A 25,821-nucleotide genomic window follows, 5' to 3' on the forward strand; every position below is an offset into this window, starting at 1 on the left:
CGACACGTGCCCCGGGGCGGAGCGTGTGCCCCGGCCCGCGGCGGGCTAGGCTCACAAGGCGCACGTCGTCCGGGTGCCTGGGGAGGGAACGGAAGTGACCGAGGAACGGCCCGGTTCGGCCTTGCTCTGGGAACGTGACGAAGAGGTCGCCGCGATCGAACGGGCCGTCGACAGCCTGTGCACCGGGCGCGCCCCTACCGGCCGCTTCCTCGTCCTGCGGGGCGAGGCGGGCCTCGGCAAGACCGCCCTGCTGGGCGAGGCCCACCGCATCGCCGAACTCCGCGGCTGCACCGTCTGGTCGGCGCGCGCCGGGGAGACCCTCCGTTCGGTGCCGTACAACGTGGTGCGCCAGCTCCTGCAGCCGGCGCTGCTCGCCCTGCTGCCCGAGGAGGCCCGCGAGTACCTGGGCGACTGGTTCGACATCGCGGGCCCCGCACTCGGCATCGCCGAACCCGGCAGCCGCAACCCCGACCCCGGCTCCGTCTGCGACGGCCTGGTCAGGGTCGCGCGCCGGCTCGCGCGCCGCGAGTACCCGCTGGTCCTGCTCGTCGACGACGCGCACTGGGCCGACCTGGAGACCCTGCGGTGGCTCGCCGAGCTGTGCGCGCGCCTGGAGGACACCTCCGTCCTGGTCCTGGTGACCAGCCGCCCCGGCGAGATCAGCGGAGAACGCGCCGAGTACCTCCAGCGCGTCGTCGACGCCGCCGGCGCGGTCACCTCCCTGCGCACGCTCACCCCCGAGGCCACCGCCGGCCTCACCCGCGACACCGTGGGACGGCACGCCGACGACCCGTTCTGCCGCGAGGTCTGGGCGGTCACCGGCGGAAACCCGTACGAGACCGTCGAACTGCTCGCCAAGGTCCGCGACGCGGAGATGGAGCCCGTCGAGTCCTCCGCCCACGAACTGCGCGACCTCAACCGCGCCGCCCGCGGTGGCGGCCTCGTCTCCCGCCTCGACAAACTCGGCATAGAGGCCACCCGCTTCGCCTGGGCCGCCGCCATCCTGGGCGCCGGCATCACCGTCGACCTGGTGGCCGAACTCGCCACGCTGCGCCCGGCGGTCGCCGCGCGGTGCGCGGGCATCCTGTGCGAGGCCCGCATCCTCACCGTCCCGGACCCGCTCGGCCGGCAGCCCGCCGGCGGGGAGCTGGAGTTCACCCACCCGCTCATCGAGTCCGCCGTCTACAACTCGATACCCGACAGCCTGCGCACCGCCATGCACGGCATCGCCGCCCGGGTCGTCACCGACTCCGGCCGCGGCGCCGCGGCCGCCTCCCGGCACCTGCTGCAGGTCCACCCCGACGACGACGAGGAGGTCGTCGAGCAGCTGCGCGAGGCGGCCCGCGAGCACCTCGCCGTCGGCGCCCCGGCCGCCGCCCGGGCCTGCCTGGAACGGGCCCTGAGGGAGCCGCCGAGCCCCGAGATCCACCCCAGGGTGCTCTACGAGCTGGGCTGCGCCACCCTGCTCACCGCGCCCGCCGTCACCATCGGCCACCTGCGCGACGCGCTCGCCCTGCCGGGACTGGACGTCGCCGACCGCATCGACGCCGTGGTCCGGCTCTCCCAGGCGCTGCTGCACAACGACCAGGTCGGCGAGGCGATCCGCACCGTGCGGGCGGAGGCCGCACGGCACGAACACGGACCGGCCAGGCTGCGGCTGAAGGCCTGCCAGTTCCTGTGGGAGGGCATCCACTCGGCCGAGGCCGACTCGCCCGACCGCTCCCGGCACCTGGCCGAGCTCGCCTCCGCCTGCACCGGCCGGGACGGCGCCGAGCGCGCCCTGCTCATCGTGCACGGCTTCGACGTCATGATGCGCGGCGGCGACGCCGACGAGGTCGTCGCCATCTGCGACCGCGCCCTGGTCAACGGCCGGCTCGCCCCCGGCGTCGGCTGGACGGACAGCGGCTGGGGCTTCGAGCTCCCGCTGATGATCGCCGCCATCTACGCCTACACCGACCGCCTCGACCGGGCCGAGGCGCTCTTCGCCGAGGCGGTCCGCGAGTACGAGACGGCCGGCTGGAGCGGCGGCCACGTCTCGCTCTCCTACGGGTACCTCGGCCTCGCGCTGCGCCGCCGCGGCCGGCTGCGGGAGGCGGAGACCACCCTGCGCGAGTCGCTGCGGCTCGCCGACCGGGTGGGACGCCGGCTGCCGCTGCACTGGACCGCGTTCTGCAATCTGGTCGACACCCTGATCGCCCGCGGCCGCCCCGAGGAGGCGATGGAGATCGCCGAGCGGTACGAGTTCGGCGCGCCCTACCCCTCGACCATCCTGCTGCCCGACGCCCGCTCGATCCGCGGCAGGCTGCTGCTGGCCGTGGGCCGCACCGAGGAGGGGATCGAGGAGCTGGAGGCGGCCGGCCGGACGGCCGCCGAACGCGGACACCGCAACCACCTGGTCGCCCCCTGGGCGGCGGACCTGGCCAGGGCCCTCGCCGGCCGGGACCCCGCCCGCGCCGCCGAGCTGGCGGCGACGGTGCGGGCCGGCGCGGAACGGTCGGGCACCTCGACGGCGATCGGCGAGGCGCTGCGCTGCGAGGCCGCCCTCGCGCCCGGGCACCGCGCGGTCGAACTCGCGGGGCGGGCGGCCAAGATGCTCGAGGACTCCCCGTGCCAGTACGAACACGCCGCGGCACGCGTGGAGTACGGAGAACTGGCCGACTCCGTCGCCGAACTCCGCCGGGGCCTGGACCTCGCCGAGGCCTGCGGCGCCGACTCGCTGGCGCGGCAGGCCCGCGCGGCCCTGCGGAGGCTGGGCGCGGCGGACTGAGCGCCCGCCCCCGGGTCGGTCAGATGTCGCCGTCCTCCGCCAGGACCCGCTGGGCCACCGCGAAGGCCGAGTTGGCGGCCGGGACGCCCAGGTACACGCCGGCCTGCAGCAGGACCGCGCCGATCTCGTCCGCGGACAGCCCGTTGCGCCGTGCCGCCCGCACGTGCATGGCCAGCTCGTCCAGGTGGCCGTGCGCCACCAGGGCCGTCAGCGTCACCAGGGACCGCTCGCGGCGCGTCAGCGTGGGATCGGTCCAGATCTCGCCCCAGGCGTAGCGGGAGATGAAGTCCTGGAAGCGCGCGGTGAACGGCGTCTGCCGGGCCTGCGCCCGGTCCACGTGGGCGTCGCCCAGCACCTCCCGGCGCACCGCGACGCCCCGCTGCGCGAACCCCGTGAAGTGTCCCCGCAGCGCGGCCAGTACGGCCTCGGGCCGCTCCGCCGGGGCCAGGTGCGAGGCGCCGGGGATCTCGGTCAGCGACGCCCCGGGGACCGCGTCCGCGATCTCCCGCAGATGGGCCGGCGGGGTCGCCGGGTCCTCGCGGCCCGCGATCAGCAGCGTGGGCGTCCTGACCTCGGCCAGCCGCCCCCGCAGGTCGAAGGCGGCCAGCGCGTCGCAGCACGCCGCGTAGGAGTCCGGGTCGGCCGCGCGGTGGTCCTCGACCAGCCGCTCCACCGTGAAGCCCGGCGTGAACCAGCGCCCGTCGGCCGAACCGGCCAGCTCCCGCATCGCCGCGGGCCCGCCCGCCCGGACCGCCGCCGCCCGCTCCTGCCAGGGCCGCGTCCCGCCGAAGTGCGCCGAGGAACAGATCACGGCCAGCGAGGAGACGCGCTCCGGATGGTGGACCGCCAAGTGCAGCCCGACCGCGCCCCCCAGGGACACGCCGGCGTAGGCGAACCGCTCCACGCCCAGCTCGTCGGCGAGCCGCAGCACCAGGCCGGCGATGTCGCCCACGGTCGCCCCGGGACCGATCAGCCCCGCCGGTGAGCCGCCGTGCCCGGGCAGGTCGAAACGGATCACCCGGTGGTTCACCGCCAGTTCGGGCGCGAGCGCGTCCCACAGGGCCAGCGAGGTGCCCAGTGAGGGACCCAGCAGCAGGGGCTCGGCCGAAGTGGGGCCCTCGGCCCGGTGGTTCAGCGTTTTGGTCGTCAACGTCGCTCCAGTGCACGGTCGGTGAGGGCGGCGGCGCTGCCCGTGTAGTCGGCCGGGTCGGTGAGCGACTCCAGGTCGACGTCCTTCAGTTCGGGCATTTCGGGCTCCTGCCGCAATGCCTCGAGCAGGGGGAGCCCTTCCGCGTAGGCGCGGCGCGCGGCCGCGGTCAGCAGTTCCTTGGCCCGGGCGCGCCCCAGCACCGGCGCCAGCACGGCGGAGAGCCGTTCGGAGACGATCAGCCCGTGGGTCACCCCGAGATGGGCGCGCATCGCCGCGGCGTCCACCCGCAGCCCCTCGGTGAGCTCGGCGGCCTGTCCGGCCGCCGAGCCCGCCGCCCGCAGCAGGTCCCGCAGCGGCTCCCACTCGGCGTGCCAGGCGCCGGCCGGGCGCTCGTCCTCGGCGACCATCGAGCCGAACAGTGTGGCCGCCAGCTGGGGGGCACGGCGGGCCGCGGCGGCGATCAGGGTGGAGCGGACCGGGTTGGCCTTGTGCGGCATGGCGGACGACCCGCCGCCGCTCGCCTCGGCGAGCTCCGCGATCTCGGTGCGGGCCAGTGTCAGGACGTCGGCGGCCATCTTGCCCAGGGCGCCGGTGGTGAACGCCAGCGCCGCGGCGAGGTCGGCGACCGGGGTGCGCAGCGTGTGCCAGGGCAGCGGCGGCTCCGCGAGCCCCAGCTCCCGGGCGAAGGCGGCCACCAGCGGCAGCGGGTCGTCGGCCCCGTAGGCGCCGAACGCCGCCAAGGTGCCCGCCGCACCGCCCAGTTGCACCGGCAGCGCGCCACGGACCGCGCGCAGCCGGTCCCGGGCGTCGAGCACCAGGGAGCGCCACCCGGCGGCCTTCAGCCCGAAGGTGGTGGGAACTGCGTGCTGGGTGAGGGTCCGTCCCGGCATGGGCGTGTCGCGGTGTGCCGCGGCCAGCCGGGCCAGCGCGGCCTCGGTGCGCTCCAGGTCGGCCAGGACCAGGTCCAGGGTGCGGGCCGCGACCAGCATGGTGGCGGTGTCCATGACGTCCTGGCTGGTCGCGCCCCGGTGGACGTACGGGCCGTGCTCCGCGCCGACGGCGGCCGTCAGGTCGGCCACCAGCGGGATCACCGGGTTGCCTCCGGCCGCGGCCCGCCGGGCCAGCGAGAGCAGGTCGAAGCGGTCCGGGACGGCGGCCCCGGTCACCGCGGCGGCGGCCTCGGGGGGCACGAGGCCCAGCGATGCCTGGGCACGGGTCAGCGCGGCCTCGGCGTCCAGCAGCGCCGCCAGGAAGGCGGCGTCGCCGGTCGCCCCGGCCGCCGGGGAGCCGGTGCGGCCCGGGGAGAGCAGGCCGGCCTCTGACGGGGGGAGATGGGACGGCGATGTCACGGGAACTCCAGGAAGACCGTTTCGTCCTCGCCCTGCAGGCGGATGTCGAAACGGTACGTCGCGGGTGACTGCTCCACGGCGATCAGCGTGCGGCGCCGGTCCTCGGCCACCTGCCGGAGCACCGGGTCGGCGGCGAGCGCGGCGTCGTCGCCCGGCAGGTACACGCGGGTGAACAGGTGCGTCAGCAGCCCGCGGGCGAACACGCAGACGGCGAGGTACGGGGCGTTGACGCCGCGCGCGCCGGGGCGCAGCGTGCGGACCACCCAGTGGCCGTCGGCGTCCGTCGGGATGCGCCCGAAGCCGGTGAACTCCAGGCCGTTGCGGCCGGCGAAGCCGCCCGACGCGGGGTCGCGGCGCATCGAGCCGGTGGCGGTGGGCATGGAGCCGTCGGGGGCGGGGCCCCAGATCTCGACGAGCGCGTCCGGCAGCGGGGCGCCCTCGCCGTCGTAGACGTGGCCGTGGACGGTGACGGTGTCCGCGTGGCCCACCGGGGCGACCTCCGCGCCGCCGGGGAAGGGCAGGGCGTAACCGTAGAAGGGGCCGACGGTGTGGGAGGGGGTGGGGAGCACCGTCCCGGGACGGCTGGGGTCGATCTTCGTCATGGCGGTCAGCGTCCTTCTTCCGTCCAGGTGGCGCTCGGGCCGTCGAGCACGATGTCCCAGCGGTAGCCGAGGGAGAACTCCGGCACCGACAGGCCGTGGTCGTAGGTCGCGACCAGCCGCTGCCGCGCCGCGTCGTCGGTGACCGACTGCAGGATCGGGTCGTAGGGGAACAGCGGGTCGTTCGGGAAGTACATCTGGGTGACCAGGCGCTGGGTGAACGACCGGCCGAACACCGAGAAGTGGATGTGCGCCGGGCGCCAGGCGTTGGTGTGGTTGCGCCAGGGGTAGGGGCCCGGCTGGATCGTCGTGAAGCGGTAGAAACCGTCCCCGTCGGTGAGGGTGCGGCCGGCGCCGGTGAAGTTGGGGTCCAGCGGGGCGTCGTGCTGCTCACGCCGGTGGGCGTACCGGCCGGCCGAGTTGGCCTGCCAGATCTCGATCAGCTGGCCGCGGACAGGGCGGCCGTCGCGGTCGAGCAGACGGCCCTCGACGGTGATGCGCTCACCGATCGGCTCGCCGTGGTGCTGGCGGGTGAGGTCGTTGTCGATCTCCGTGATGTCCCGTTCGCCCCAGGCGGGGGAGGAGAGCTCCACCAGCTCGGGGTCCTTGGTCACGTCGATGTTCACCGGCGGCTGCTTGGGGTGACGCAGCACCGAGGAGCGGTAAGGGGCGTAACCGCGGGCGGGGTGGTGCTCCACCGGAGCGCCGGCGGCGACGCGCTGCTCGTAGGCCTCGCGCTCGGCGGCGATCTCCGCGTCGATGTCGTGCTGGGTGAGGGCCATGGTGGCGGCGACCTCCTTCGGTCGGGCGGCCTTCGTGCGGGCCGGCCTTCGGGGGTGGCGGGGGCGCGCCCCGAAGAGGCCGGCACTCCCCTTCGGACCGCGCCCGCCGCGGTCGTGACCCCGGAGAGGTGAATTAGTCAGGGCACTGATTATTTCTCCGGGGCTGCTCCACGCTTTCATCGGCTCCGCCGGATCGTCAAGAGAGGTCGCTTCCACCTGCCGGATCAAGCGGGAGCGGCAGGATTCCCGGGAGCAGGCAGGGAGGGTGTCCGGCTGGGTATCCTTCCGTGTACCGATCACATGACACCTTGGGAGAGCGCATGGCCGCGGTGGACCTCACCACCCATCCCGGGCACCTCGCCCGGCGGCTGCAGCAGGCCCACACCCTGCTGTGGAACGCGATGGTGTCCGAGGAGATCACCTCGCCCCAGTTCGCCGTCATGAACGCCGTCACGGCCGAGCCCGGTCTCGACCAGCGCACGGTGGGGGAGCGGGTCTCGCTGGACCGCTCCACCGTCGCCGAGGTGGTCGGGCGGCTCATCCGGCGCGAACTGCTGGACAAGGTCCGCGACCCCCAGGACGGGCGCCGTTACCTGCTGCGCCTGACCGAGGAGGGCGCGCGCGTCCACCGCCGGCTCACGCTCCGCGCGGCCCGGATGAACCAGGTGCTCCTCGCCCCGCTCAGCTCCGAGGAGCAGGGTCTCTTCGTCGACCTCATCCGCCGCGTCTCGGAGGCCGCCGAGGAACTCCGGCAGCCGGTCCAGGTCCCGCCGCGGCCGTAGCCGGCGGTAGCTCGTAGCCGGTAGTCGAGGGCCGGGGCCGGGGCCGGGGCCGGGGCCGGGGCCGGTGCCCCGGGGTCGGGGCCCGGCGCCCTGAGGCCAGGGTTCCAGGTCCGGGGTCCCGGGTCCGACCCATGATCTCCGGCCGTCGTCCGGCATGTTTCGATCGCCGGGCCCCGAGTCGCGCCAAAGGCCAATTACGTCAGAGGTGTTGACGCTCGCGACCGCGCTCCGTAGCTTCCCTCGCGGAAACTTTCGCCCCATTCCCGAAAGTTTCGACACCAGGCGTTCCCGCGCCGCACCGGTACCGGGCGCGGGGCGCGCAGTCGCGCATCGTGAGGGAGCCCCCCATGCCGTCCTCGACCCCGTTCCGCGACAGACGCAGCCGGGCCGCCTCCCGGCTCCGGGTGCGGGAGCGCGCCGGGTCCCTGCTCCGCACCGCCGCGGTGGCCGCGGTCGCCGTCGTGGTGGCCGTCTCGGCCACCGCCACCGGCGCCCCGGACGAGAGCCGGACCGGCGGCCGCACCCCCGGGACCGGCCCCGGCGGCGCCCGCTGGGTGGACACCTGGGCGTCCATGCCCCAGCTCACCGAGCCGCACAACATGCCGCCCGCGCCCTTCACGGACGGCGAGTCGGTCCTGGACGACAGCACCCTGCGCCAGACCATCCGCACGACCGTGGCCGGCGACAAGGTCCGCCTGCGCTTCTCCAACGCCTTCGGCGGGGCCGAACTCCCCCTGACCCGCGTCTTCGTCGCCCTTCCGGCCGGCGGCGCCGCGGGCGTCCCCGGGATCGAACCCGGCACCTCCCGTCAGGTCACCTTCGGCGGGCGGACCTCGACCGTGGTGCCGATGGGCGCCCAGACGGTCTCCGACCCCGTGGACATGAAGGTGCCGGCCGGGACCAACCTGACCGTTACGGTCTACCTGGCCGACGGGCAGGCCTCCTCGTCGGTGACCTCCCACCCGGGCTCCCGCACCTCCTCGCACCTCGTCAAGGGCGACCACACCACCGACGCCGACCTGCCCGGCGCCACCCGCACCGACCACTGGTACTTCCTGAGCGGCGCGGAGACCTGGACCGACGAGCCGCGCGCCGCCGGACTCGTGGTGATCGGCGACTCGCTCAGCGACGGCCGCGGCTCCACCACCAACGGCAACGACCGCTGGCCGGACCAGCTCCACCAGCGCCTGCTGCGCTCTCCCGCCACCGACGACGTGGCCGTCCTCAACGAGGCGGCGGGCGGCAACCGCGTCCTGCACGACGGGCTCGGCCCCAACGTGCTCGCCCGCCTCGACCGCGACCTCCTCGCGCGCACCGGGGTGAAGTGGGCGCTGGTCTTCGAGGGCGTCAACGACCTGGGCACCGCGGAGGCCACCGAGGCGGCCCAGCGCGCCACCGCGGACGCCCTGATCGCCGCCTACCGCCAGATCGTCGAGCGGGCCCACGCCAAGGGGATCGCCGTGTACGGCGCCACCCTCACGCCCATCGGCGGCAACGAGATGTACGACGACCCGGCCGGCCACCGCGAGCGGGCCAGGCAGCGCGTCAACGACTGGATCCGCCACAGCGGCGTGTTCGACGCGGTGGTCGACCTCGACCGGGCGGTCCGCGACCCGCAGGCGCCCACCAAGCTGCTGCCCGCCTACGACACGGGCGACCACCTGCACCTCAACCCGACCGGCTACAAGGCGATGGCGGACGCGGTCCCGACCCGTCTGCTGCGCTGACCGGACCCGTCCCGCGGTACTCCCCGGGCCGCCGGCGGCCGGTCGTGGCCACCGCCGGCGGCCCGGGGTCCCCGCCCGCCCGGCCGGCGCGACCCGCGCCGCCCGGACCCTGACCGCCCGGCCCCTGATCACCTGCTCGGGGCCACCCGCGCGAACGGCCGTCCCTCAGCGCTCGGTCAGCACCACCCACACCTGGCCGTCCGCCGTGTTCACCGCGGCCCCGTCACCGGTGGTGAACCGGGTGCCGTCGGCCGCGGTCGGCCGCTGCCAGCGCACCGGCCAGACCTTCCCGTCCCGCAAGAGGTCGGCGGTCCCGGACCCCACCGTCTCGCTGAACGGCGTGGCGTTGCCCCCGCGGTCCCGGAAGCCCGAGGCGCGCACCGTCACGTACTGGACGACCACGGTGGGCGGGGCCAGCTGCCGTCCGCCGTCGGTGGTGGGACGGCCGTCGGTCTCCACCAGCCAGCCGTGCCGCTCCGCGGACCAGGTGAAGGTGAAACGGGCCGACGGGAAGCGCACCGTGCGCCGCTCCTCGCTCGTGCCGCCGGCCGGGGCCGGACCCTCGTGGAAGCCCGCCGGAGCCAGTGCCGCCGCTCCGGCGGGTTTCCCCACCAGGCGCCGGGGCCGCAGGTAGAGATTGTGCGGAGCGGGATGGTCGCCGCCCCGGTACCAGGCCTCGGGATGACGCCCAGGGGTCTCCGCCCGCAGCGGTGCGGCCTCGATGAGCGGCCGCAACCGGCTCTGCGAGCCCGAGTAGGCGAGCACCGGCCGGTTGAACCCGCGCAGCAGCCTCAGGTCGGTCTCCCGGGCGCTGCGCACCGGGCCCACCGCCCCGGGCAGGGTGGTGGAGTAGAGGGCCATCAGCCGGCTGAGGCCCGCCTCGACCTGCTCCGTGTAGATCACGTCGGCCTGCGCCAGTCCGGTCTGGGGCCGCGCCGGGAGCACGTTGTCGACCTTGACGGCCAGCACGCCGGGCGCCGCGGCGGCCGTGGGGGAGGGGTCCGCGTCGCCCCCGCCGCCCGGCGCTGTGCAGCCTCCCGTCAGGGCGAGAGCGGTGATCGCGGCCGTGAGCACCGCTCTCCTTCCGGCGGGGCCGGCCCGTCTCCCGCGCGACAGCGCCCGCACCCGCGGCCGCCGCCGCCACTTCCGCAGTCCCACGCCCACTGCCTACCGCCCGCCGATCCGTCGGTCCCTCAGGGTGCACCGGTCCGAGGTGCTCTACCCTTCCGCGCCGCCGGTCGCACCTCCGGCAGGCGAACCGTGCCGGTTCGGCCGGTTTCGTGTAGGCCGTCCGGGTACCCGTCGCACGGACAGGAGTACGCGGAAGCAGGGAGTCCGACGCGATGAAGGCAGTGACCTGGCAGGGCAAGCGGGACGTCAGGGTGGAGACCGTCCCCGATCCGACCATCGAGGAACCCACGGACGCCGTCATCCGGATCACCTCCTCCGGTCTGTGCGGCTCCGACCTCCATCTCTACGAGGTCCTCACCCCGTTCATGACCCCCGGTGACATCCTCGGCCACGAGCCCATGGGCATCGTCGAGGAGGTCGGGTCCGAGGTCACCAACCTGAGGCCCGGGGACCGCGTGGTGGTGCCCTTCCAGATCTCCTGCGGCAGCTGCTGGATGTGCGGCCAGGGCCTGTACACCCAGTGCGAGACCACCCAGGTGACCGGCGAGGGCATGGGCGCCGCGCTCTTCGGCTACACCCGCCTCTACGGCGCGGTCCCGGGCGCGCAGGCCGAGTACCTGCGCGTGCCGCAGGCGCACTTCGGGCCGATCAAGGTGCCCGAGGGCCCGGCGGACGACCGGTTCGTCTACCTCTCCGACGTCCTGCCCACCGCCTGGCAGGCCGTCGAGTACGCCTCCGTCCCGCAGGGCGGCACCCTCGCCGTCCTCGGTCTCGGGCCGATCGGCGACATGGCCTGCCGCATCGCCCTGCACCAGGGCGCGGAGCGGGTCATCGGCATCGACCTGGTCGGCGACCGCCTGCGCCGCGCCCGCGAGCGCGGGGTGGAGACCTTCGACCTGCGCGACTTCGACAGCGAGAAGGAACTGGTCGCCGCCATCCGCGACGTCACCGGCGGGCGCGGCCCCGACTCGGTGGTCGACGCGGTCGGCACCGAGGCGCACGGCAGCGCCGTCGCCCGCCTCGCGCAGAACGCCACCGCACTGCTGCCCAACAAGATCAGCGGCCCGCTCGCCGAACGCTTCAGCATCGACCGGCTCGCGGCCCTGTACACCGCGATCGACCTGGTGCGGCGCGGCGGCACCATCTCGCTCTCCGGCGTCTACGGCGGCATGGCCGACCCGATGCCGATGCTCACCCTCTTCGACAAGCAGATCCAGCTGCGGATGGGCCAGGCCAACGTGCGGCGCTGGACCGACGACATCCTGCCGCTGCTCACCGACGAGGACCCGCTGGGCGTCGACGACTTCGCCACCCACCACGTCCCGCTCTCCGCCGTGCCGGAGGCGTACGACATGTTCCAGAAGAAGCGGGACGGCGCCGTCAAGGTCGTCATCAACCCCTGACGCCCAGCACCTCCGCGAGGTCGTAGCGCACCGGCTCCTCCAGCTGGGAGAAGGTGCAGCTCTCCGGGGTGCGGTCCGGCCTCCACCGGCGGAAACGCGCGGTGTGCCGGAACCGCGCCCCGCTCTCCATGTGGTCGTACGCCACCTCGACGACCAGGTCGGGGCGCAGCGGCACCCACGAGAGGTCCTTCTTCCCCGACCAGCGGCTCGGCGCCCCCGGCAGCCGGGCGCTCTCGTGCGCCGCCGCGTCCCCCCACGCCGCCCACGGGTGCCCGGACACGTCGTCCAGCCGCAGCGGCTCCAGCTCCTCCACCAGCTCGGCCCGCCGCTTCATGGTGAACGCGGCGCACACCCCCACGTGCTGCAGCACCCCCTGGTCGTCGTGCAGCCCCAGCAGCAGGGAACCCACCACCGGACCGCTCTTGTGCAGCCGGTAGCCGGCCACCACCACGTCCGCGGTCCGCTCGTGCTTGATCTTGAACATGGCGCGCTCGTCCGGCAGGTAGCGCAGCGTCGGCGGTTTGGCCACCACCCCGTCGAGGCCCGCCCCCTCGAACTGCTCGAACCACCGCCGCGCCACCTCGACGTCCCCGGTCGCGGGGGCCAGGTGCACCGGCGGGCCGGCGTCCCGCAGCATCCGCTCCAGCAGGGCCCGGCGCTCCGTGAGGGGACGGCCGGTCAGGGACTCGTCGTCGAGCGCCAGCAGGTCGAAGGCGACGAACGAGGCCGGGGTGCGCTCCGCGAGGGTGCGGACCCGGGAGTCCGCCGGATGGATGCGCTCGGTCAGCGCGTCGAAGTCCAGCCGCCCGCCGCGGGCGATGACGATCTCCCCGTCCACCACGCACCGCCCCGGCAGCCGCTCCCGGAGCGCGCTCACCAGCTCCGGGAAGTAGCGGGTGAGCGGCTTGGTGGTGCGGCTGGCGAGCTCCACCTCCTCGCCGTCGCGGAACACGATCGCGCGGAAGCCGTCCCACTTGGCCTCGTAGTGCATCCCCTCGGGGATCTTCGCCACCGACTTGGCGAGCATCGGCTTCACGGGCGGCATCACCGGCAGGTCCATGGGGCGATTCTGCGTGTGCGCGCCGCCCGGGGCACGCCTACCGTGGCACACATGGGTGACGACGCCGTGGAACTGGACGCCGGAGGACGGAAGGTGCGCCTGTCCCACCCGGACAAGGTGCTCTTCCCGCAGAAGGGCTGGACCAAGCGCGACGTGGCGGAGTACTACCTCGCCGTCGGGCCGGGCGTCGTGCGCGCGCTGCGCGAGCGGCCCACCACCCTGCAGCGCTTTCCGGACGGCGTCGAGGGGGAGTGGTTCTTCCAGAAGCGCGTCCCCAAGAACCACCCCGCATGGATCCCCACCGCGCACATCACCTTCCCCAGCGGCCGCAGCGCCGACGAGATGTGCCCGACCGAGATCGCCGCGGTGATCTGGGCGGTGCAGTTCAACACCCTGACCTTCCACCCCTGGCCGGTCCGCAGGGCGGACGTCGACCGGCCGGACGAACTGCGCCTGGACCTCGACCCGCAGCCCGGCACCGGGTACGCGGACGCGGTCGCCGCGGCCCACGAGCTGCGCCAGGTCCTCGAGGAGTACGGCGTGCGCGGCTGGCCGAAGACCTCCGGAGGCCGCGGCATCCACGTGTTCGTGCCGATCGAGCCGCGGTGGACGTTCACCGAGGTGCGGCGCGCGGCAATCGCCGCCGGGCGGGAGCTGGAGCGGCGGATGCCGGAGCGGGTCACCACCCGGTGGTGGAAGGAGGAACGCGGCGAGAAGATCTTCGTCGACTACAACCAGACCGCGCGGGACCGCACCATCGCCTCCGCCTACTCCGTCCGGCCCCGGCCGCACGCCCCCGTCTCGGCGCCGCTGCGCTGGGAGGAGGTGGGGCAGGCCCGGCCGGAGGACTTCGACATCCGGACCATGGCCGCCCGCTTCGCCGAGGTCGGCGACGTGCACGCCGACATGGAGGACCACGCCTTCTCCCTGGAGCCGCTGCTGGAACTGGCGCGGCGGGACGAGGCCGAACACGGGCTCGGCGACCTGCCGTACCCCCCGGACCACCCGAAGATGCCCGGGGAGCCGAAGCGGGTGCAGCCCAGCCGGGCCAGGAAGGCCTGAGCCACCCGCGCCGCCGGGCCCCGTTCAGCTCCGGGGCGGCTCCGGGCGCAGGACCGCGAAACGGGCGCCGTGCGGGTCGGCGAGGCGGGCCATCCGCCCGACGCCCTCGACGTCGACCGGACCGAGGTGCACCGAGCCGCCCCGTTCACGGGCGCGGCCGGTCACCGCGTCGACGTCCGTCACCGCGAAGTAGGGCAGCCAGTGCGTGCCGCCCTCCGCCGGGTCGTCCGCCGAGCCGACCAGGCCGCCGAACATCGCCGCCTCGCCGGCGCCCGCCGGGTTGACGCTCGTGTAGGCCCCGCCGGGGAAGGACACCGAGGAGGTCTCCCAGCCGAGTGCCGAGTGGTAGAAGCCCGCGGCGCCCGCCACGTCCGTGGTGTGCAGCTCCACCCAGCACAGGGCCCCGGCCTCGCCGGCGACGTCGAGCCCGGTCAGCGTCCCCGGGCGCCAGACGCCGAAGGACGCCCCCATCGGGTCGGCGAAGATCGCCATGCGGCCCTTGTCCATGACGTCGTCCGGTCCCGTCAGCACCGCGCCCTGCGCCCCGCGGACCGCCCGCGCGGTGGCGTCCACGTCGTCGGAGCGGAAGTAGACCGTCCACGCCGCAGGAGCGGGGGAGTCGCGCAGTTCCATGCCGCCCGCCACCGTCCGCCCGCCCGAGGTGAAGAAACCGTAGCCCCCGGCGTCCGGGCCGGCCGAGCCGAACTGCCAGCCGAACAGGCCGCCGTAGAAGGTCATCGCCACGTTGATGTCGGGCGTCCCCAGATCGACCCAGTTGGGGGAGCCGGGGACGAAGGCGGTGGTCAGCATCGTTGCCTCACGATTCGTCGGGGGTGCACGGCCCGCGGCGGGCGCGCCGCGGGTACCGCCGAGTGTGCACCGCGCACCCCCGCCGACCGTGGAGTCACGGCCGCTCCAGGTCCTCCCGGGTGACCTCGGTCAGCTCGCCGTCGGCCATCAGCCACCGGGTGACGCCGATCGAGTCCAGGAACGGCAGGTCGTGGCTGGCCACCAGCAGGGCGCCCCGGTACCCGTCCAGCGCCCGGGTCAGCTGCCGCACGCTCGCCATGTCCAGGTTGTTGGTGGGCTCGTCGAGCATCAGCAGCTGCGGCGCCGGCTCCGCCAGCATCAGCGCGGCCAGCGCCGCCCGGAAGCGCTCGCCGCCGGAGAGCGTCCCGGCCTGCTGCTCGGCCCGCGCCCCGCGGAACAGGAACCGCGCGAGCCGCGCCCGCACCTCGTTGACGGTGGCGCCGGGCGCGAAGCGCGCCACGTTGGCGGCGACCGACAGCTCGTCGTCGAGGATGTCCAGCCGCTGCGGCAGGAAGCGCGCCGGCACGTGCGTGACCGCCGCACCCTCCACCGGAGCCAGCTCGCCCGCCAGGGTGCGCAGCAGCGTGGTCTTGCCGGACCCGTTGCGGCCGACCAGGGCGACGCGCTCCGGACCCCGCACCTCGAACACCCCGGTCAGGCGCGCCCCGTGGGCCACCCGCAGGTCCTCCAGGGTCAGCACGGTCCGGCCCGGCGGCACAGCGGTGGCGGGCAGGTCGACGCGGATCTCGTCGTCCTCACGCAGCGCGAGCTCCGCCTCGTCCAGGCGCTCCCGGGCGTCGGCGAGGCGTTCCTGGTGCATCGCGCGGTGCTTGCCCGCCGACTGCTCGGCGGCGTTCTTGCGCATCCCCATCACGATCTTGGGCTCGCGCTTCTGCTCGTTCATCTTCTGGCCGTACTTCTTGCGCTTGGCCAACTTGGTCTGCGCCTCGGCCAGTTCACGCTTCTGGCGACGCACGTCCGCCTCGGCGGCGCGCACCGTGCGCTGGGCGGCCTCCTGTTCGGCGGCCAGCGCCTCCTCGTAGGCGGTGAGGTTGCCGCCGTACCAGGTGACCTCGCCGGCGCGCAGGTCGGCGATCCGGTCGGCCAGCTCCAGCAGTTCACGGTCGTGACTGACCATGACCACGACGCGGGAGCCGCCGCTCCAGCCCGCCACGGTGTCGTAGAGCCGCCGGCGGGCGAAGACGTCCAGATTGTTGGTGGGCTCGTCCAGCAGCAGGACGTCGGGACGGCGCAGCAGCAGCGCGGTGAGCCGCAGCAGCACCGACTCGCCGCCGGAGAGGTCGCCGACGGCGCGGTCCAGGCCCAGGTGACCCAGGCCGAGTTCGCCCAGTGTGGCCAGGGCGCGCTCCTCGACGTCCCAGTCGTCGCCGACGGTCTCGAAGTGCTCCTCACCGACGTCGCCGGACTCGATGGCGTGCAGCGCGGCGCGCTTGGCCTCGATGCCCAGGGCCTGGTCGACGCGGAGCGAGGTGTCGAGCGTGACGTTCTGCGGGAGGTAGCCCAGCTCGCCGGTCACCCGGAGGAACCCGTCGGTCGGGGTGAGCTCCCCGGCGATCAGTCTGAGCAGGGTGGACTTGCCGGCGCCGTTGACGCCGACCAGTCCCGTGCGGCCGGCGGTGAAGGAGACGTCCAGCTCCTCCAGGACCGGGGTGCCGTCCGGCCAGGCGAAGGACAGGGACGCGGCGGTGACGGAAGGGGCGGAGGTGGTTGACACGTGGCCTCGCGGTGGTGGGATGCGGTCGGGTGATCGCGTATCGAGACACCGTGCCGAGGCCGGAAACGAGAAAAGGCCCTGCAGGCGGAGGACGGCTCATGACGTCCGAGGTCGCACACGCGACGCGAACAGCCCCGGGGTACGCGGGGGTGCGGCACGGTGTCTCAAGACCTCAGACGAGCAACGTCCTTCTCCGATCGACGGCAGCAGAAGCACCACCAGGGTAACCACCCCGGGCGGGCGGGGGCGAGCCGTTTTTCCCCGGCCCCCTCGCCGGCGCGCGTTTCCCGTGCCTCAGAGCACGTCGCGCATCAGCTCGGCCAGGTCCTCGTCGAGGTCCAGGTGCAGGTGCTCGCAGCCGAACGGCACGACCGCGGCGGAGGCGGCGAGGAACCGGCGCACCTCGTCGGTCGCCACGTGCACCACGGCGGCGCCCTCGGGGGAGTGGAACTCCAGCGCCGTGCGCCCCTCCGCGTAGGGCAGCACCCGCACGTCCCCCAGACCGTGCGCGTCACGCAGTCCCTCGGTCAGCAGCTCCCGGGCGAACGTCCAGCACACTTCCACCCCCTCCAGGGTGGCCGGCCCCGGGAAGGTCATCCGCACCGCGAACGGGTCGTCCGTGTCGTAGTGCAGCGTCGACGGGATGACCGTCATCCGCGGAGCCGCGGCGACGAGACGGGCCTGGACCTGGTGCTCGATGACGGTGGACAAGACGGCTGCTCCCCCTGGAAGTCGACTGACCGGACGCCGGACTGGTCGGACCCGCGCAATGGAACAGAGGCCGGACGGCGGAAATCCGTACACCCCCGCCGCGTGACCTGTGTCACCGAGGCCATTCCCCCCGCCACCATTCCCCCACGGCATCTCCAGGACTCGTCCCCCGCATCGGCGTTCCCATGCGCCCCGCGCGCCGCGCCCCGCCGCGCGCGCCGGGCGCCGCGCCGTTCGGTCGCCGCCGCATGGCGCCCCTCCATGACCGTGCCGAACATGGGTATCCGTCCTGTCTCCGCAGATTCCCGACATGAAGGAGTGCGCGAACATGCCCCGTGGTTCCAGCCCCAAGCGGGAACGGCAGTACGAGCACATCAAGGAGAGCGAGAAGTCCCGCGGCGCCTCCACCGACCGCGCCGAGGAGATCGCCGCGCGCACCGTCAACAAGGAACGCGCCCGCTCAGGCGAGTCGAAGACCGCGAGCCGCACCTCCACTCAGGACATGTCGTCCGGCAAGCGGGGCGGACAGCGCTCAGGCAGCGGCTCGCAGGGGCCGACGTACGACCAGCTCTACCAGGAGGCGCGGAAGAAGAACGTCCAGGGCCGCTCCGACATGAACAAGGAGCAGTTGCGCAAGGCCCTGGGCAAGTGACCCCGGGCAGGTGACGGCCGAAGGGACGTAGTCTCTTCCGCCGTGACCGACATCCACGCCGTGACGGCGGCCACCGCAGAGGTTCCCGAGGGCTGGCCCACCACCGAGGAGGCCGCCCTGGCCGTCCAGGACGAGCTGCGCGCGCGGCTCGACCTCGGCGAGCAGGGCCCGCCCCCGGGCACCGGCCCCGTCACCGGCGTCGACGTGGCCTACGACGACGAGCGCGGGGTGGTCGCGGCCGCCGCGGTCACCCTGGACGCGGCCACCCTCGAGGTGACGGGCCGCGCCGTCGCCGTCGGACCGGTGGCCTTCCCGTACGTCCCCGGGCTCCTCGCCTTCCGCGAGGTGCCCGCGGTCCTCGCCGCACTCGAGGCCCTGCCCGGCCCGCCCGGCCTGGTGGTCTGCGACGGCTACGGCCTCGCCCACCCCCGGCGCTTCGGCCTCGCCTGCCACGTGGGGGTGCTCACCGGACTGCCCGCCGTCGGCGTCGCCAAGAACCCCTTCGTCCTCGCCGCCGACCCGCCCGGCCCCGGCCGCGGCGACCACACCCCGCTGCGCCTGGACGGGGAGGAGGTCGGCCGGGCACTGCGCACCCGGGCCGGCGTGAAGCCGGTCTTCGTCTCGGCCGGCCACCGGGTCTCCCTGGACAACGCCTGCGCCCACACCCTCGCGCTGACGCCGCGCTACCGCCTGCCCGAGACCACCCGGCAGGCCGACGCCCTGTGCCGCACGGCGCTCAAGGAGGCGTCGGCACAGCGGTGACCGCCTCCGGCGGACACCGCCGGCCGGCTCCGGGGGACGCCGCGGACCGGCTCCGGCGGACACCACCGACCGGCTCCCGACTGAGCGCTTGCTTTCCAGGCTCTTGTGCGGTGCTCCCCGCCTTCGTAGCATCACCGGTGTTACATCAGTTGTGTCACATGCAGGCCGGGTCGCACCGGGACCGCGCCGCGAACAGTGGGGGCTCTGATGACGGTGGCGAACACGCCGCGAGACCCGGGGGACGGCCCCGGGACGGACGGCCCGCGAGGACCGCTGGACGGCGTGCGGGTGCTGGAGCTGGCGGGCATCGGCCCCGGCCCGTTCGCCGCCATGCTGCTGGGCGACCTCGGCGCCGACGTGGTACGGGTCGACCGGCCCGGCGGCATCGCCGTCGCCCCCGACCCCCGGTACGACGTCACCCACCGCAACAAGCGGTCGGTGGTGCTCGACCTCAAGTCGCCCGACGGTGCCGCACGCGTCCTCGACCTTGCCGAACGCGCCGACATCCTGATCGAGGGCTACCGACCCGGCGTCGCCGAACGTCTCGGAGTGGGCCCCGGGGCGTGTCACGCCCGCAACCCGCGCCTGGTCTACGGCCGGATGACCGGCTGGGGCCAGGACGGCCCGCTCGCCGACCGGGCCGGCCACGACATCTCCTACCTCGCGCCCACCGGCGTCCTCGGCATGATCGGCGAGGCGGACCGGCCCCCGGTCGTCCCGGTGAACCTGCTCGGGGACTTCGCCGGCGGCTCCCTCTACCTGGTCACCGGCGTGCTCGCCGCCCTGCACCACGCCCGCGCCACCGGCGTCGGACAGGTGGTCGACGCCGCCATCGTCGACGGCGCGGCCCACCTGTCGGCGCTGATCCACGGCATGCTCGCCGGCGGTCAGTGGCAGGACCGGCGCGGGGCCAACCTGCTCGACGGCGGCTGCCCCTACTACGGCGTGTACGCCTGCGCCGACGGGCGGCACATCGCGGTCGGCGCTCTCGAACCGCAGTTCTACGCCCGGTTCCTCGACCTGCTGGGCCTGCCGGACTTCCAGGACGCGCACGTCGACCTGGCCCGCTGGCCCGCCCTGCGGGAGGCTGTCGCCGCGCGCTTCGCGACCCGCGACCGTGACGAGTGGGCGGCCGTCTTCGAGGGGTCCGACGCCTGCGTGGCGCCCGTCCTCTCGCTGCGCGAGGCCCCGCACCACCCCCACCTCGCCGCCCGCTCGACCTTCGTCGAGCACTCCGGCATCGTCCAGCCGGCGCCCGCCCCGCGGTTCTCCGTCACCCCCGGGAGCGTGCGGACCGGCCCCGCGCGGTCCGGCTCCGGCACCGAGGACGTGGCCCGGGACTGGGACCTGCCCGCACTCCTGCCGCACGCCCCCGCACCCGCCGACATCGACTCCGCACCCCTGCGAAAGGCTGACCAGTGAGCACCGAAGCGTACGTCTACGACGCGATCCGCACCCCCCGCGGGCGCGGCAAGGCCAACGGGGCCCTGCACGGCACCAAGCCGATCGACCTCGTCGTCGGCCTGATTCACGAGATCCGCGGCCGCTTCCCCGACCTCGACCCGGCGGCGATCGACGACATCGTGCTCGGCGTGGTCAGCCCCATCGGCGACCAGGGCTCCGACATCGCCCGCACCGCCGCCATCGCCGCGGGCCTGCCCGACACCGTCGCCGGCGTGCAGGAGAACCGCTTCTGCGCCTCCGGTCTCGAGGCCGTCAACATGGCCGCCATGAAGGTCCGCTCCGGCTGGGAGGACCTGGTCCTGGCGGGCGGCGTGGAGTCGATGTCCCGCGTCCCGCTGGGGAGCGACGGCGGTGCCTGGGCGATGGACCCGATGACCAGCCTGGAGACCGACTTCGTCCCCCAGGGCATCAGCGCCGACCTGATCGCCACCATCGAGGGCTTCTCCCGCCGCGAGTGCGACGAGTACGCGGCGCTCTCCCAGGAGCGGGCCGCCACCGCCTGGAAGGAGGGCCGCTTCAAGCGGTCCGTCGTCCCGGTCAAGGACCGCAACGGCTTCACCGTGCTGGACCACGACGAGTTCATGCGCCCCGGCACCACCGCCGACTCCCTCGCCAAGCTGAAGCCCTCCTTCGCCGCGATCGGCGACATGGGCGGCTTCGACGCCGTCGCCCTGCAGAAGTACCACTGGGTCGAGAAGATCGACCACGTCCACCACGCGGGCAACTCCTCCGGCATCGTCGACGGCGCGGCCCTGGTCGCCGTCGGCAACAAGGCGACCGGCGAGCGGTACGGCCTCACCCCGCGCGCCCGCATCGTCTCCGTCGCGGTCTCCGGCTCCGAGCCCACCATCATGCTCACCGGCCCCGCCCCCGCCTCCCGCAAGGCGCTCGCCAAGGCCGGCCTGACCGTCGACGACATCGACCTGGTCGAGATCAACGAGGCCTTCGCCGCCGTCGTCCTGCGCTACGTCAAGGACATGGGGCTCTCCCTGGACAAGGTCAACGTCAACGGCGGCGCCATCGCCCTTGGCCACCCGCTCGGCGCGACCGGCGCGATGATCCTCGGCACCCTGATCGACGAACTGGAGCGGCAGGACAAGCGCTACGGCCTGGCCACCCTCTGCGTCGGCGGCGGCATGGGCATCGCCACCGTCGTCGAACGCCTCTGACACAGCCCGGCGGAACCACGAGACCTCACGCATCCAACGGAGAGATTCCCGTCATGACCGACAGCACCGCCATCCGCTGGGAGAAGGACGAGACCGGCGTCGTCACGCTCGTCCTGGACGCCCCCGGCCAGTCCGCCAACACGATGAACCAGGCGTTCCGCGAGGCGCTGCACGCCGTCGCCGACCGCCTCGAGGCCGAGAAGGACTCGATCCGCGGCGTCGTCGTCACCTCCGCCAAGAAGACCTTCTTCGCCGGCGGCGACCTGCGCGAGCTCGTCAAGGTGACCCCCGAGACCGCCCACGACCTCTTCCGGGGCGGGCTGGAGATGAAGCGCGACCTGCGCCGCATCGAGACCCTCGGCAAGCCGGTGGTCGCCGCGATCAACGGCGCCGCCCTCGGCGGCGGCTACGAGATCGCCCTCACCTGCCACCACCGCGTCGCCCTGGACGCCCCCGGCTCCAAGATCGGCCTGCCCGAGGTGACCCTGGGCCTGCTGCCGGGCGGCGGCGGCGTCGTGCGCACCGTCCGCAAGCTGGGCATCACCGACGCCCTGCTCAAGGTGCTGCTCCAGGGCACCCAGTACAGCCCGCGCCGCGCCCTGGACAACGGCCTGGTCGACGAGGTGGTGGACAGCCCCGAGGAGATGATCGCCCGGGCCCGCGCCTTCATCGACGCCCACCCCGAGTCCGCCCAGCCCTGGGACCTCCCGGGCTACCGCATCCCCGGCGGCACCCCGTCCAACCCGAAGTTCGCCGCCAACCTGCCGGCCTTCGCGGCCAACCTGCGCAAGCAGACCAACGGCGCCCCCTACCCGGCCCCGCGCGCCATCCTGGCCGCCGCGATCGAGGGCTCCCAGGTCGACTTCGAGACCGCCCAGGTGATCGAGTCCCGCTACTTCGCGGAGCTGGCCGCGGGACAGACCGCCAAGAACATGACGCAGGCGTTCTTCTTCGACCTGCAGGCCGTCAACTCCGGCGCCAACCGCCCCAAGGGCGTCGAGCCGCGCAAGGTGTCCAAGGTGGCCGTGCTCGGCGCGGGCATGATGGGCGCCGGCATCGCCTACTCCTGTGCCATGGCCGGCATCGAGGTCGTCCTCAAGGACGTCACCGCCGAGGCCGCCGCCAAGGGCAAGGCCTACTCGGAGAAGCTGTGCGCCAAGGCCGTCTCCCGCGGCCGCACCACCCAGGAGAAGGCGGACGCCCTGCTGGCCCGCATCACCCCGACCGCCGACGTCCAGGACCTGGCCGGCTGCGACGCGGTGATCGAGGCGGTCTTCGAGGACACCGGCCTCAAGCACAAGGTGTTCCAGGAGATCCAGGACGTCGTCGCCCCCGACGCGCTGCTGTGCTCCAACACCTCCACCCTGCCCATCACCGAGCTCGCCGAGGGCGTGGAGCGGCAGGCCGACTTCATCGGCCTGCACTTCTTCTCCCCGGTCGACAAGATGCCGCTGGTGGAGATCATCAAGGGCGCCCGCACCGGCGACGAGGCCCTGGCCCGCGCCTTCGACCTGGTCCGCCAGATCCGCAAGACGCCGATCGTGGTCAACGACTCCCGCGGGTTCTTCACCTCCCGCGTCATCGGCCACTTCATCAACGAGGGCGTCGCCATGGTCGGCGAGGGCATCGAGCCCGCCTCCGTGGAGCAGGCGGCCGCGCAGGCCGGCTACCCGGCCAAGGTGCTCAACCTGATGGACGAGCTGACCCTCACCCTGCCGCGCAAGATCCGCAAGGAGACCAGGGAGGCCGTCGAGGCCGCGGGCGGCACCTGGGTCTCCCACCCCGCCGAGGCCGTGGTGGACCGGATGGTCGACGAGTTCGGCCGCACCGGCCGCAGCGGCGGCGCCGGCTTCTACGACTACGTCGACGGCAAGCGGGCCGGCCTCTGGCCGGGGCTGCGCGAGCACTTCACCAGGCCGGGTTACCGGATCCCCTTCGAGGACATGCAGGAGCGCATGCTGTTCTCGGAGGCCCTGGACACGGTGAAGCTGATCGAGGAGGGCGTCCTCACCTCGGTGGCCGACGCCAACATCGGCTCCATCATGGGCATCGGCTTCCCGGCCTGGACCGGCGGCGTGCTCCAGTACGTCAACGGCTACCCGGGCGGTCTGCCCGGCTTCGTGGCCCGGGCCCGCGAGCTGGCGGAGAAGTACGGAGACCGGTTCCAGCCGCCCGCGCTGCTGGTCGAGAAGGCGGAGAAGGGCGAGGTCTTCACCGACGCCCGCTGACTCCCCGCTCGGCGGCCGGCCCCGCTCTCAGGGCCGGCCGCCGAGCCAGCTGAGCAGCTCCTGGCGCAGCGACCGCTGGAACGCGGTCAGCAGCGCCTGCACCACGAGCGGCTGCATGTGCGCCGACAGCGACCGCACCGCCTCGGCGTCCTGCTCGGCCGACGCCTCGCGCAGCAGCCCCGACAGCGCCTGGGCGGCGGCCCGGGAATGCTCGGTGAGCACCTCGCGCGCCTCCAGCAGCGTCCGCTGGGCGAACGGCATGTCCAGCACCTCCACGCACAGGCGCAGCAGGCCGGTGTCCACCCGGAAGGCGTCCTCGCCCTCGCGGTCCAGCACGCCCAGCTGAGCCAGCCGCTCGAGGTCCTGGTCCTCCAGCGGGCGCCCGGCCAGCCGCTCCAGGCCCGCGCGGTCCAGGGTCTCGGCGCTCTCCGGAGCCCAGGAGGCCACCACGGCCCGCTCCAGGGCCAGATCGTGGGCGGTCACGTCGTCCGGGAGGCCGCGCAGATGACGTTCGATGCCGGCCAGCGTCATGCCCTGCCGCTGCAGTTCCTCGATCAGAGCCAGACGCGCCAGGTGCCCCGGCCCGTACCGGCCGACCCGCCGGGGGCCGATCTCGGGCGGCGGCAGCAGCCCGCGCGTGCTGTAGAAGCGCACGGTCCGGACCGTCACGCCGGCGCGCGCGGCCAGCTCGTCGACCGTGAGCGTGGGCCCCTGGGTGTCGGTCCTCATGCGCAACAGTATTGCTGTCTCACCAGCACTGCGAAAGACGGGATGTGAAGTCCACCACTGCGCATCGTCATGCGCAATGAGACATTCACTCCCGGCCCGCACCCGTAGGACGCCAAAAGCGCTGGTGGCGGGCCGTGAACCGTCCGACCCCCCGCGCCACCAGCGCACCGGGGAGCAACAGAGTGGAACACGCGTGAGCAAGGACGTCGCGACCGCCACGGTCACGAAGCCCCTCGACGGCCCGGCGGCCACCGGCCGCAGCGCCGAACCCCCCGCGGACGCGGGGGACGCCGGATACAGCAAGGACCTCAAGGCCCGGCACATCAACATGATCGCCATCGGCGGGGCGATCGGCACGGGGCTCTTCCTCGGCGCCGGCGGCCGCCTGGAGAGCGCCGGTCCCGCCCTCGCCCTGGCCTACCTGGTCTGCGGCGTCTTCGCCTTCTTCGTGGTACGGGCGCTCGGCGAACTCGTCGTCTACCGTCCCTCCTCGGGCTCCTTCGTCTCCTACGCCCGGGAGTTCCTCGGCGAGAAGGGCGCCTACGTCGCCGGCTGGATGTACTTCGTCAACTGGTCCACGACCGGTATCGCCGACATCACCGCGGTGGCGCTCTACACGCACTACTGGAGCCTGTTCTCCGACATCCCGCAGTGGGTGCTGGCGCTGGCCGCGCTCGCGGTCGTGCTCACCGCGAACCTGATCTCGGTGAAGTACTTCGGCGAGATGGAGTTCTGGTTCGCCATCGTCAAGGTCGCGACCCTGGTCGTCTTCATGCTGGTGGGCATCTTCCTGCTGGTCGCCGGACACGACGTCGGCGGCACCACCCCGGGCCTGTCGGTGATCACCGACAACGGCGGCCTGCTCCCGCACGGCGTCCTGCCCGTCGTCCTGGTGATGCAGGGCGTGGTCTTCGCCTACGCCTCCCTGGAGCTGGTCGGGACGGCGGCCGGCGAGACGGCGGAGCCCCGGAAGATCGTCCCGCGCGCGGTGAACTCCATCATGTGGCGGGTCGGCCTCTTCTACGTCGGCTCCGTGGTGCTGCTCGCGCTGCTGCTGCCCGGCTCGGCCTACTCGGGCGACGAGAGCCCGTTCGTGACCGTGCTCTCCCGCATCGGCGTGCCGGCGGCCGGCGACGTGATGAACCTGGTCGTCCTGACCGCCGCGATGTCCTCGCTGAACTCGGGCCTGTACTCCACCGGCCGCATCCTGCGCTCCATGGCGGCGGCCGGCTCCGCCCCGCGGTTCACCGGCGTGATGAACCGCAACCAGGTGCCCTACGGCGGCATCCTGCTCACCGGCGCGGTCTGCGTGCTCGGCGTGGGCCTCAACTTCCTGATGCCCGGGCAGGCCTTCGAGATCGTGCTCAACGTGGCCTCGCTGGGCATCGTCAGCACCTGGGTGATCATCATGATCTGCCACCTGGTGTTCGTCCGCCGGGCCAGGGCGGGACTGGTGACCCGGCCGGCCTTCCGGCTGTGGGGCAGCCCGGTGACGGAAATCGTGACCATCGCCTTCCTGGTCGCCGTCCTCGCCCTGATGTGGGGCGACCCGGAGGTCGGGCGCAAGACACTGCTGCTGATCCCGGTGATCGGCGCCGCGCTGGTGGCCGGCTGGTTCGCGGTCCGCCGCCGCGTCACCCGCGCGGAGGACACCGGACCGACCGCCCCGAAGCGGGGCTGAGCCGCCCCTGTGCGGCCGGGGCGGGCGTCCCGGCCGCACACGGGGAGCGACAGAGGGATTACGCAGGT

The 25,821-nt window shown here is 73.9% G+C and carries 21 protein-coding genes; 11 read left to right on the forward strand and 10 right to left on the reverse strand.

The window, feature by feature from the left end:
- Positions 1-94 precede the first annotated feature (94 nt).
- Complete coding sequence (locus Sfr03f_RS08890; protein WP_108953094.1) at positions 95-2,767, forward strand: ATP-binding protein; 2,673 nt, start codon at positions 95-97, stop codon at positions 2,765-2,767.
- Between the two features lie 19 nt (positions 2,768-2,786).
- Here the strand turns inward: Sfr03f_RS08890 and pcaDC are convergent, their stop codons facing one another.
- Genes pcaDC through pcaH form a run of 4 tightly spaced genes read right to left on the reverse strand, consistent with a single transcriptional unit; the run spans position 2,787 to position 6,647 of the window.
- Complete coding sequence (gene pcaDC, locus Sfr03f_RS08895) at positions 2,787-3,917, reverse strand: bifunctional 3-oxoadipate enol-lactonase/4-carboxymuconolactone decarboxylase PcaDC (protein WP_108953095.1); 1,131 nt, start codon at positions 3,915-3,917, stop codon at positions 2,787-2,789.
- Complete coding sequence (pcaB, locus tag Sfr03f_RS08900) at positions 3,914-5,266, reverse strand: 3-carboxy-cis,cis-muconate cycloisomerase (protein WP_108953096.1); 1,353 nt, start codon at positions 5,264-5,266, stop codon at positions 3,914-3,916. The genes pcaDC and pcaB overlap by 4 nt, the downstream gene beginning before the upstream one ends.
- Positions 5,263-5,868 carry a protocatechuate 3,4-dioxygenase subunit alpha gene (pcaG, locus tag Sfr03f_RS08905; protein ID WP_108953097.1) on the reverse strand — a complete coding sequence of 202 codons (606 nt, stop codon included), beginning with the start codon at positions 5,866-5,868 and terminating at the stop codon, positions 5,263-5,265. Before pcaG ends, pcaB begins: the two co-directional genes overlap by 4 nt.
- A 5-nt stretch (positions 5,869-5,873) precedes the next feature.
- On the reverse strand, positions 5,874-6,647 hold the full coding sequence (gene pcaH, locus Sfr03f_RS08910; RefSeq protein WP_108953098.1) for a protocatechuate 3,4-dioxygenase subunit beta: 774 nt from the start codon (positions 6,645-6,647) through the stop codon (positions 5,874-5,876).
- Positions 6,648-6,967: 320 nt separating this feature from the next.
- On the opposite strand from pcaH, the gene Sfr03f_RS08915 reads away from it, so the two are divergent.
- A complete protein-coding gene (locus Sfr03f_RS08915) occupies positions 6,968-7,429 on the forward strand; it encodes a MarR family winged helix-turn-helix transcriptional regulator (protein WP_108953099.1) in 462 nt (153 codons plus the stop codon).
- A gap of 347 nt (positions 7,430-7,776) precedes the next feature.
- A complete protein-coding gene (locus Sfr03f_RS08920; RefSeq protein ID WP_108953100.1) occupies positions 7,777-9,156 on the forward strand; it encodes an SGNH/GDSL hydrolase family protein in 1,380 nt (459 codons plus the stop codon).
- Positions 9,157-9,321: 165 nt separating this feature from the next.
- Here the strand turns inward: Sfr03f_RS08920 and Sfr03f_RS08925 are convergent, their stop codons facing one another.
- Complete coding sequence (locus Sfr03f_RS08925; protein ID WP_308216788.1) at positions 9,322-10,230, reverse strand: DUF3048 domain-containing protein; 909 nt, start codon at positions 10,228-10,230, stop codon at positions 9,322-9,324.
- A gap of 269 nt (positions 10,231-10,499) precedes the next feature.
- Between Sfr03f_RS08925 and Sfr03f_RS08930 the strand changes: the two genes are divergently transcribed.
- Positions 10,500-11,690 carry a zinc-dependent alcohol dehydrogenase gene (locus tag Sfr03f_RS08930; protein WP_108953101.1) on the forward strand — a complete coding sequence of 397 codons (1,191 nt, stop codon included), beginning with the start codon at positions 10,500-10,502 and terminating at the stop codon, positions 11,688-11,690.
- On the opposite strand, the gene Sfr03f_RS08935 is transcribed toward Sfr03f_RS08930, so the two are convergent.
- A complete protein-coding gene (locus tag Sfr03f_RS08935; RefSeq protein ID WP_108953102.1) occupies positions 11,680-12,750 on the reverse strand; it encodes an ATP-dependent DNA ligase in 1,071 nt (356 codons plus the stop codon). The two genes, Sfr03f_RS08930 and Sfr03f_RS08935, sit on opposite strands and share 11 nt — an antisense overlap.
- A 51-nt stretch (positions 12,751-12,801) precedes the next feature.
- Here Sfr03f_RS08935 and ligD point away from each other — a divergent pair, with 51 nt between their 5' ends.
- Positions 12,802-13,812 (forward strand): non-homologous end-joining DNA ligase, encoded by a 1,011-nt coding sequence (gene ligD, locus Sfr03f_RS08940; protein ID WP_108953103.1) that lies wholly within the window; start codon positions 12,802-12,804, stop codon positions 13,810-13,812.
- 24 nt (positions 13,813-13,836) lie between these two features.
- Here ligD and Sfr03f_RS08945 read toward each other — a convergent pair whose 3' ends face one another.
- From Sfr03f_RS08945 to ssgD, 3 genes are all read right to left on the reverse strand, one after another.
- Complete coding sequence (locus tag Sfr03f_RS08945; RefSeq protein ID WP_108953104.1) at positions 13,837-14,622, reverse strand: VOC family protein; 786 nt, start codon at positions 14,620-14,622, stop codon at positions 13,837-13,839.
- 94 nt (positions 14,623-14,716) lie between these two features.
- Positions 14,717-16,357, reverse strand: a complete 1,641-nt coding sequence (locus Sfr03f_RS08950; protein WP_108953105.1) for an ABC-F family ATP-binding cassette domain-containing protein — start codon at positions 16,355-16,357, stop codon at positions 14,717-14,719.
- 294 nt (positions 16,358-16,651) lie between these two features.
- A complete protein-coding gene (ssgD, locus tag Sfr03f_RS08955) occupies positions 16,652-17,068 on the reverse strand; it encodes a spore wall synthesis regulator SsgD (RefSeq protein WP_108953106.1) in 417 nt (138 codons plus the stop codon).
- A 328-nt stretch (positions 17,069-17,396) separates the two neighbouring features.
- Between ssgD and Sfr03f_RS08960 the strand changes: the two genes are divergently transcribed.
- The 5 genes from Sfr03f_RS08960 (at position 17,397) to Sfr03f_RS08980 (ending at position 23,343) form a co-directional block, all read left to right on the forward strand.
- A complete protein-coding gene (locus tag Sfr03f_RS08960; protein WP_108953554.1) occupies positions 17,397-17,720 on the forward strand; it encodes a plasmid stabilization protein in 324 nt (107 codons plus the stop codon).
- Positions 17,721-17,762: 42 nt separating this feature from the next.
- On the forward strand, positions 17,763-18,482 hold the full coding sequence (locus Sfr03f_RS08965; protein WP_245967468.1) for an endonuclease V: 720 nt from the start codon (positions 17,763-17,765) through the stop codon (positions 18,480-18,482).
- A 207-nt stretch (positions 18,483-18,689) separates the two neighbouring features.
- Positions 18,690-19,904, forward strand: a complete 1,215-nt coding sequence (locus Sfr03f_RS08970) for a CaiB/BaiF CoA transferase family protein (RefSeq protein ID WP_108953107.1) — start codon at positions 18,690-18,692, stop codon at positions 19,902-19,904.
- Positions 19,901-21,115 carry an acetyl-CoA C-acetyltransferase gene (locus tag Sfr03f_RS08975; protein WP_108953108.1) on the forward strand — a complete coding sequence of 405 codons (1,215 nt, stop codon included), beginning with the start codon at positions 19,901-19,903 and terminating at the stop codon, positions 21,113-21,115. The genes Sfr03f_RS08970 and Sfr03f_RS08975 overlap by 4 nt, the downstream gene beginning before the upstream one ends.
- 53 nt (positions 21,116-21,168) lie before the next feature.
- Positions 21,169-23,343: a 3-hydroxyacyl-CoA dehydrogenase NAD-binding domain-containing protein gene (locus Sfr03f_RS08980; RefSeq protein WP_108953109.1), complete on the forward strand. Its 2,175-nt coding sequence runs from the start codon at positions 21,169-21,171 to the stop codon at positions 23,341-23,343.
- Positions 23,344-23,370: 27 nt separating this feature from the next.
- Here Sfr03f_RS08980 and Sfr03f_RS08985 read toward each other — a convergent pair whose 3' ends face one another.
- Positions 23,371-24,072 carry a MerR family transcriptional regulator gene (locus Sfr03f_RS08985; RefSeq protein ID WP_108953110.1) on the reverse strand — a complete coding sequence of 234 codons (702 nt, stop codon included), beginning with the start codon at positions 24,070-24,072 and terminating at the stop codon, positions 23,371-23,373.
- 193 nt (positions 24,073-24,265) lie between these two features.
- On the opposite strand from Sfr03f_RS08985, the gene Sfr03f_RS08990 reads away from it, so the two are divergent.
- Complete coding sequence (locus tag Sfr03f_RS08990) at positions 24,266-25,753, forward strand: amino acid permease (RefSeq protein WP_245967469.1); 1,488 nt, start codon at positions 24,266-24,268, stop codon at positions 25,751-25,753.
- Positions 25,754-25,821: the final 68 nt, after the last annotated feature.

It is taken from the genome of Streptomyces fragilis (genome assembly GCF_003112515.1).
Lineage (GTDB): Bacteria > Actinomycetota > Actinomycetes > Streptomycetales > Streptomycetaceae > Streptomyces > Streptomyces fragilis.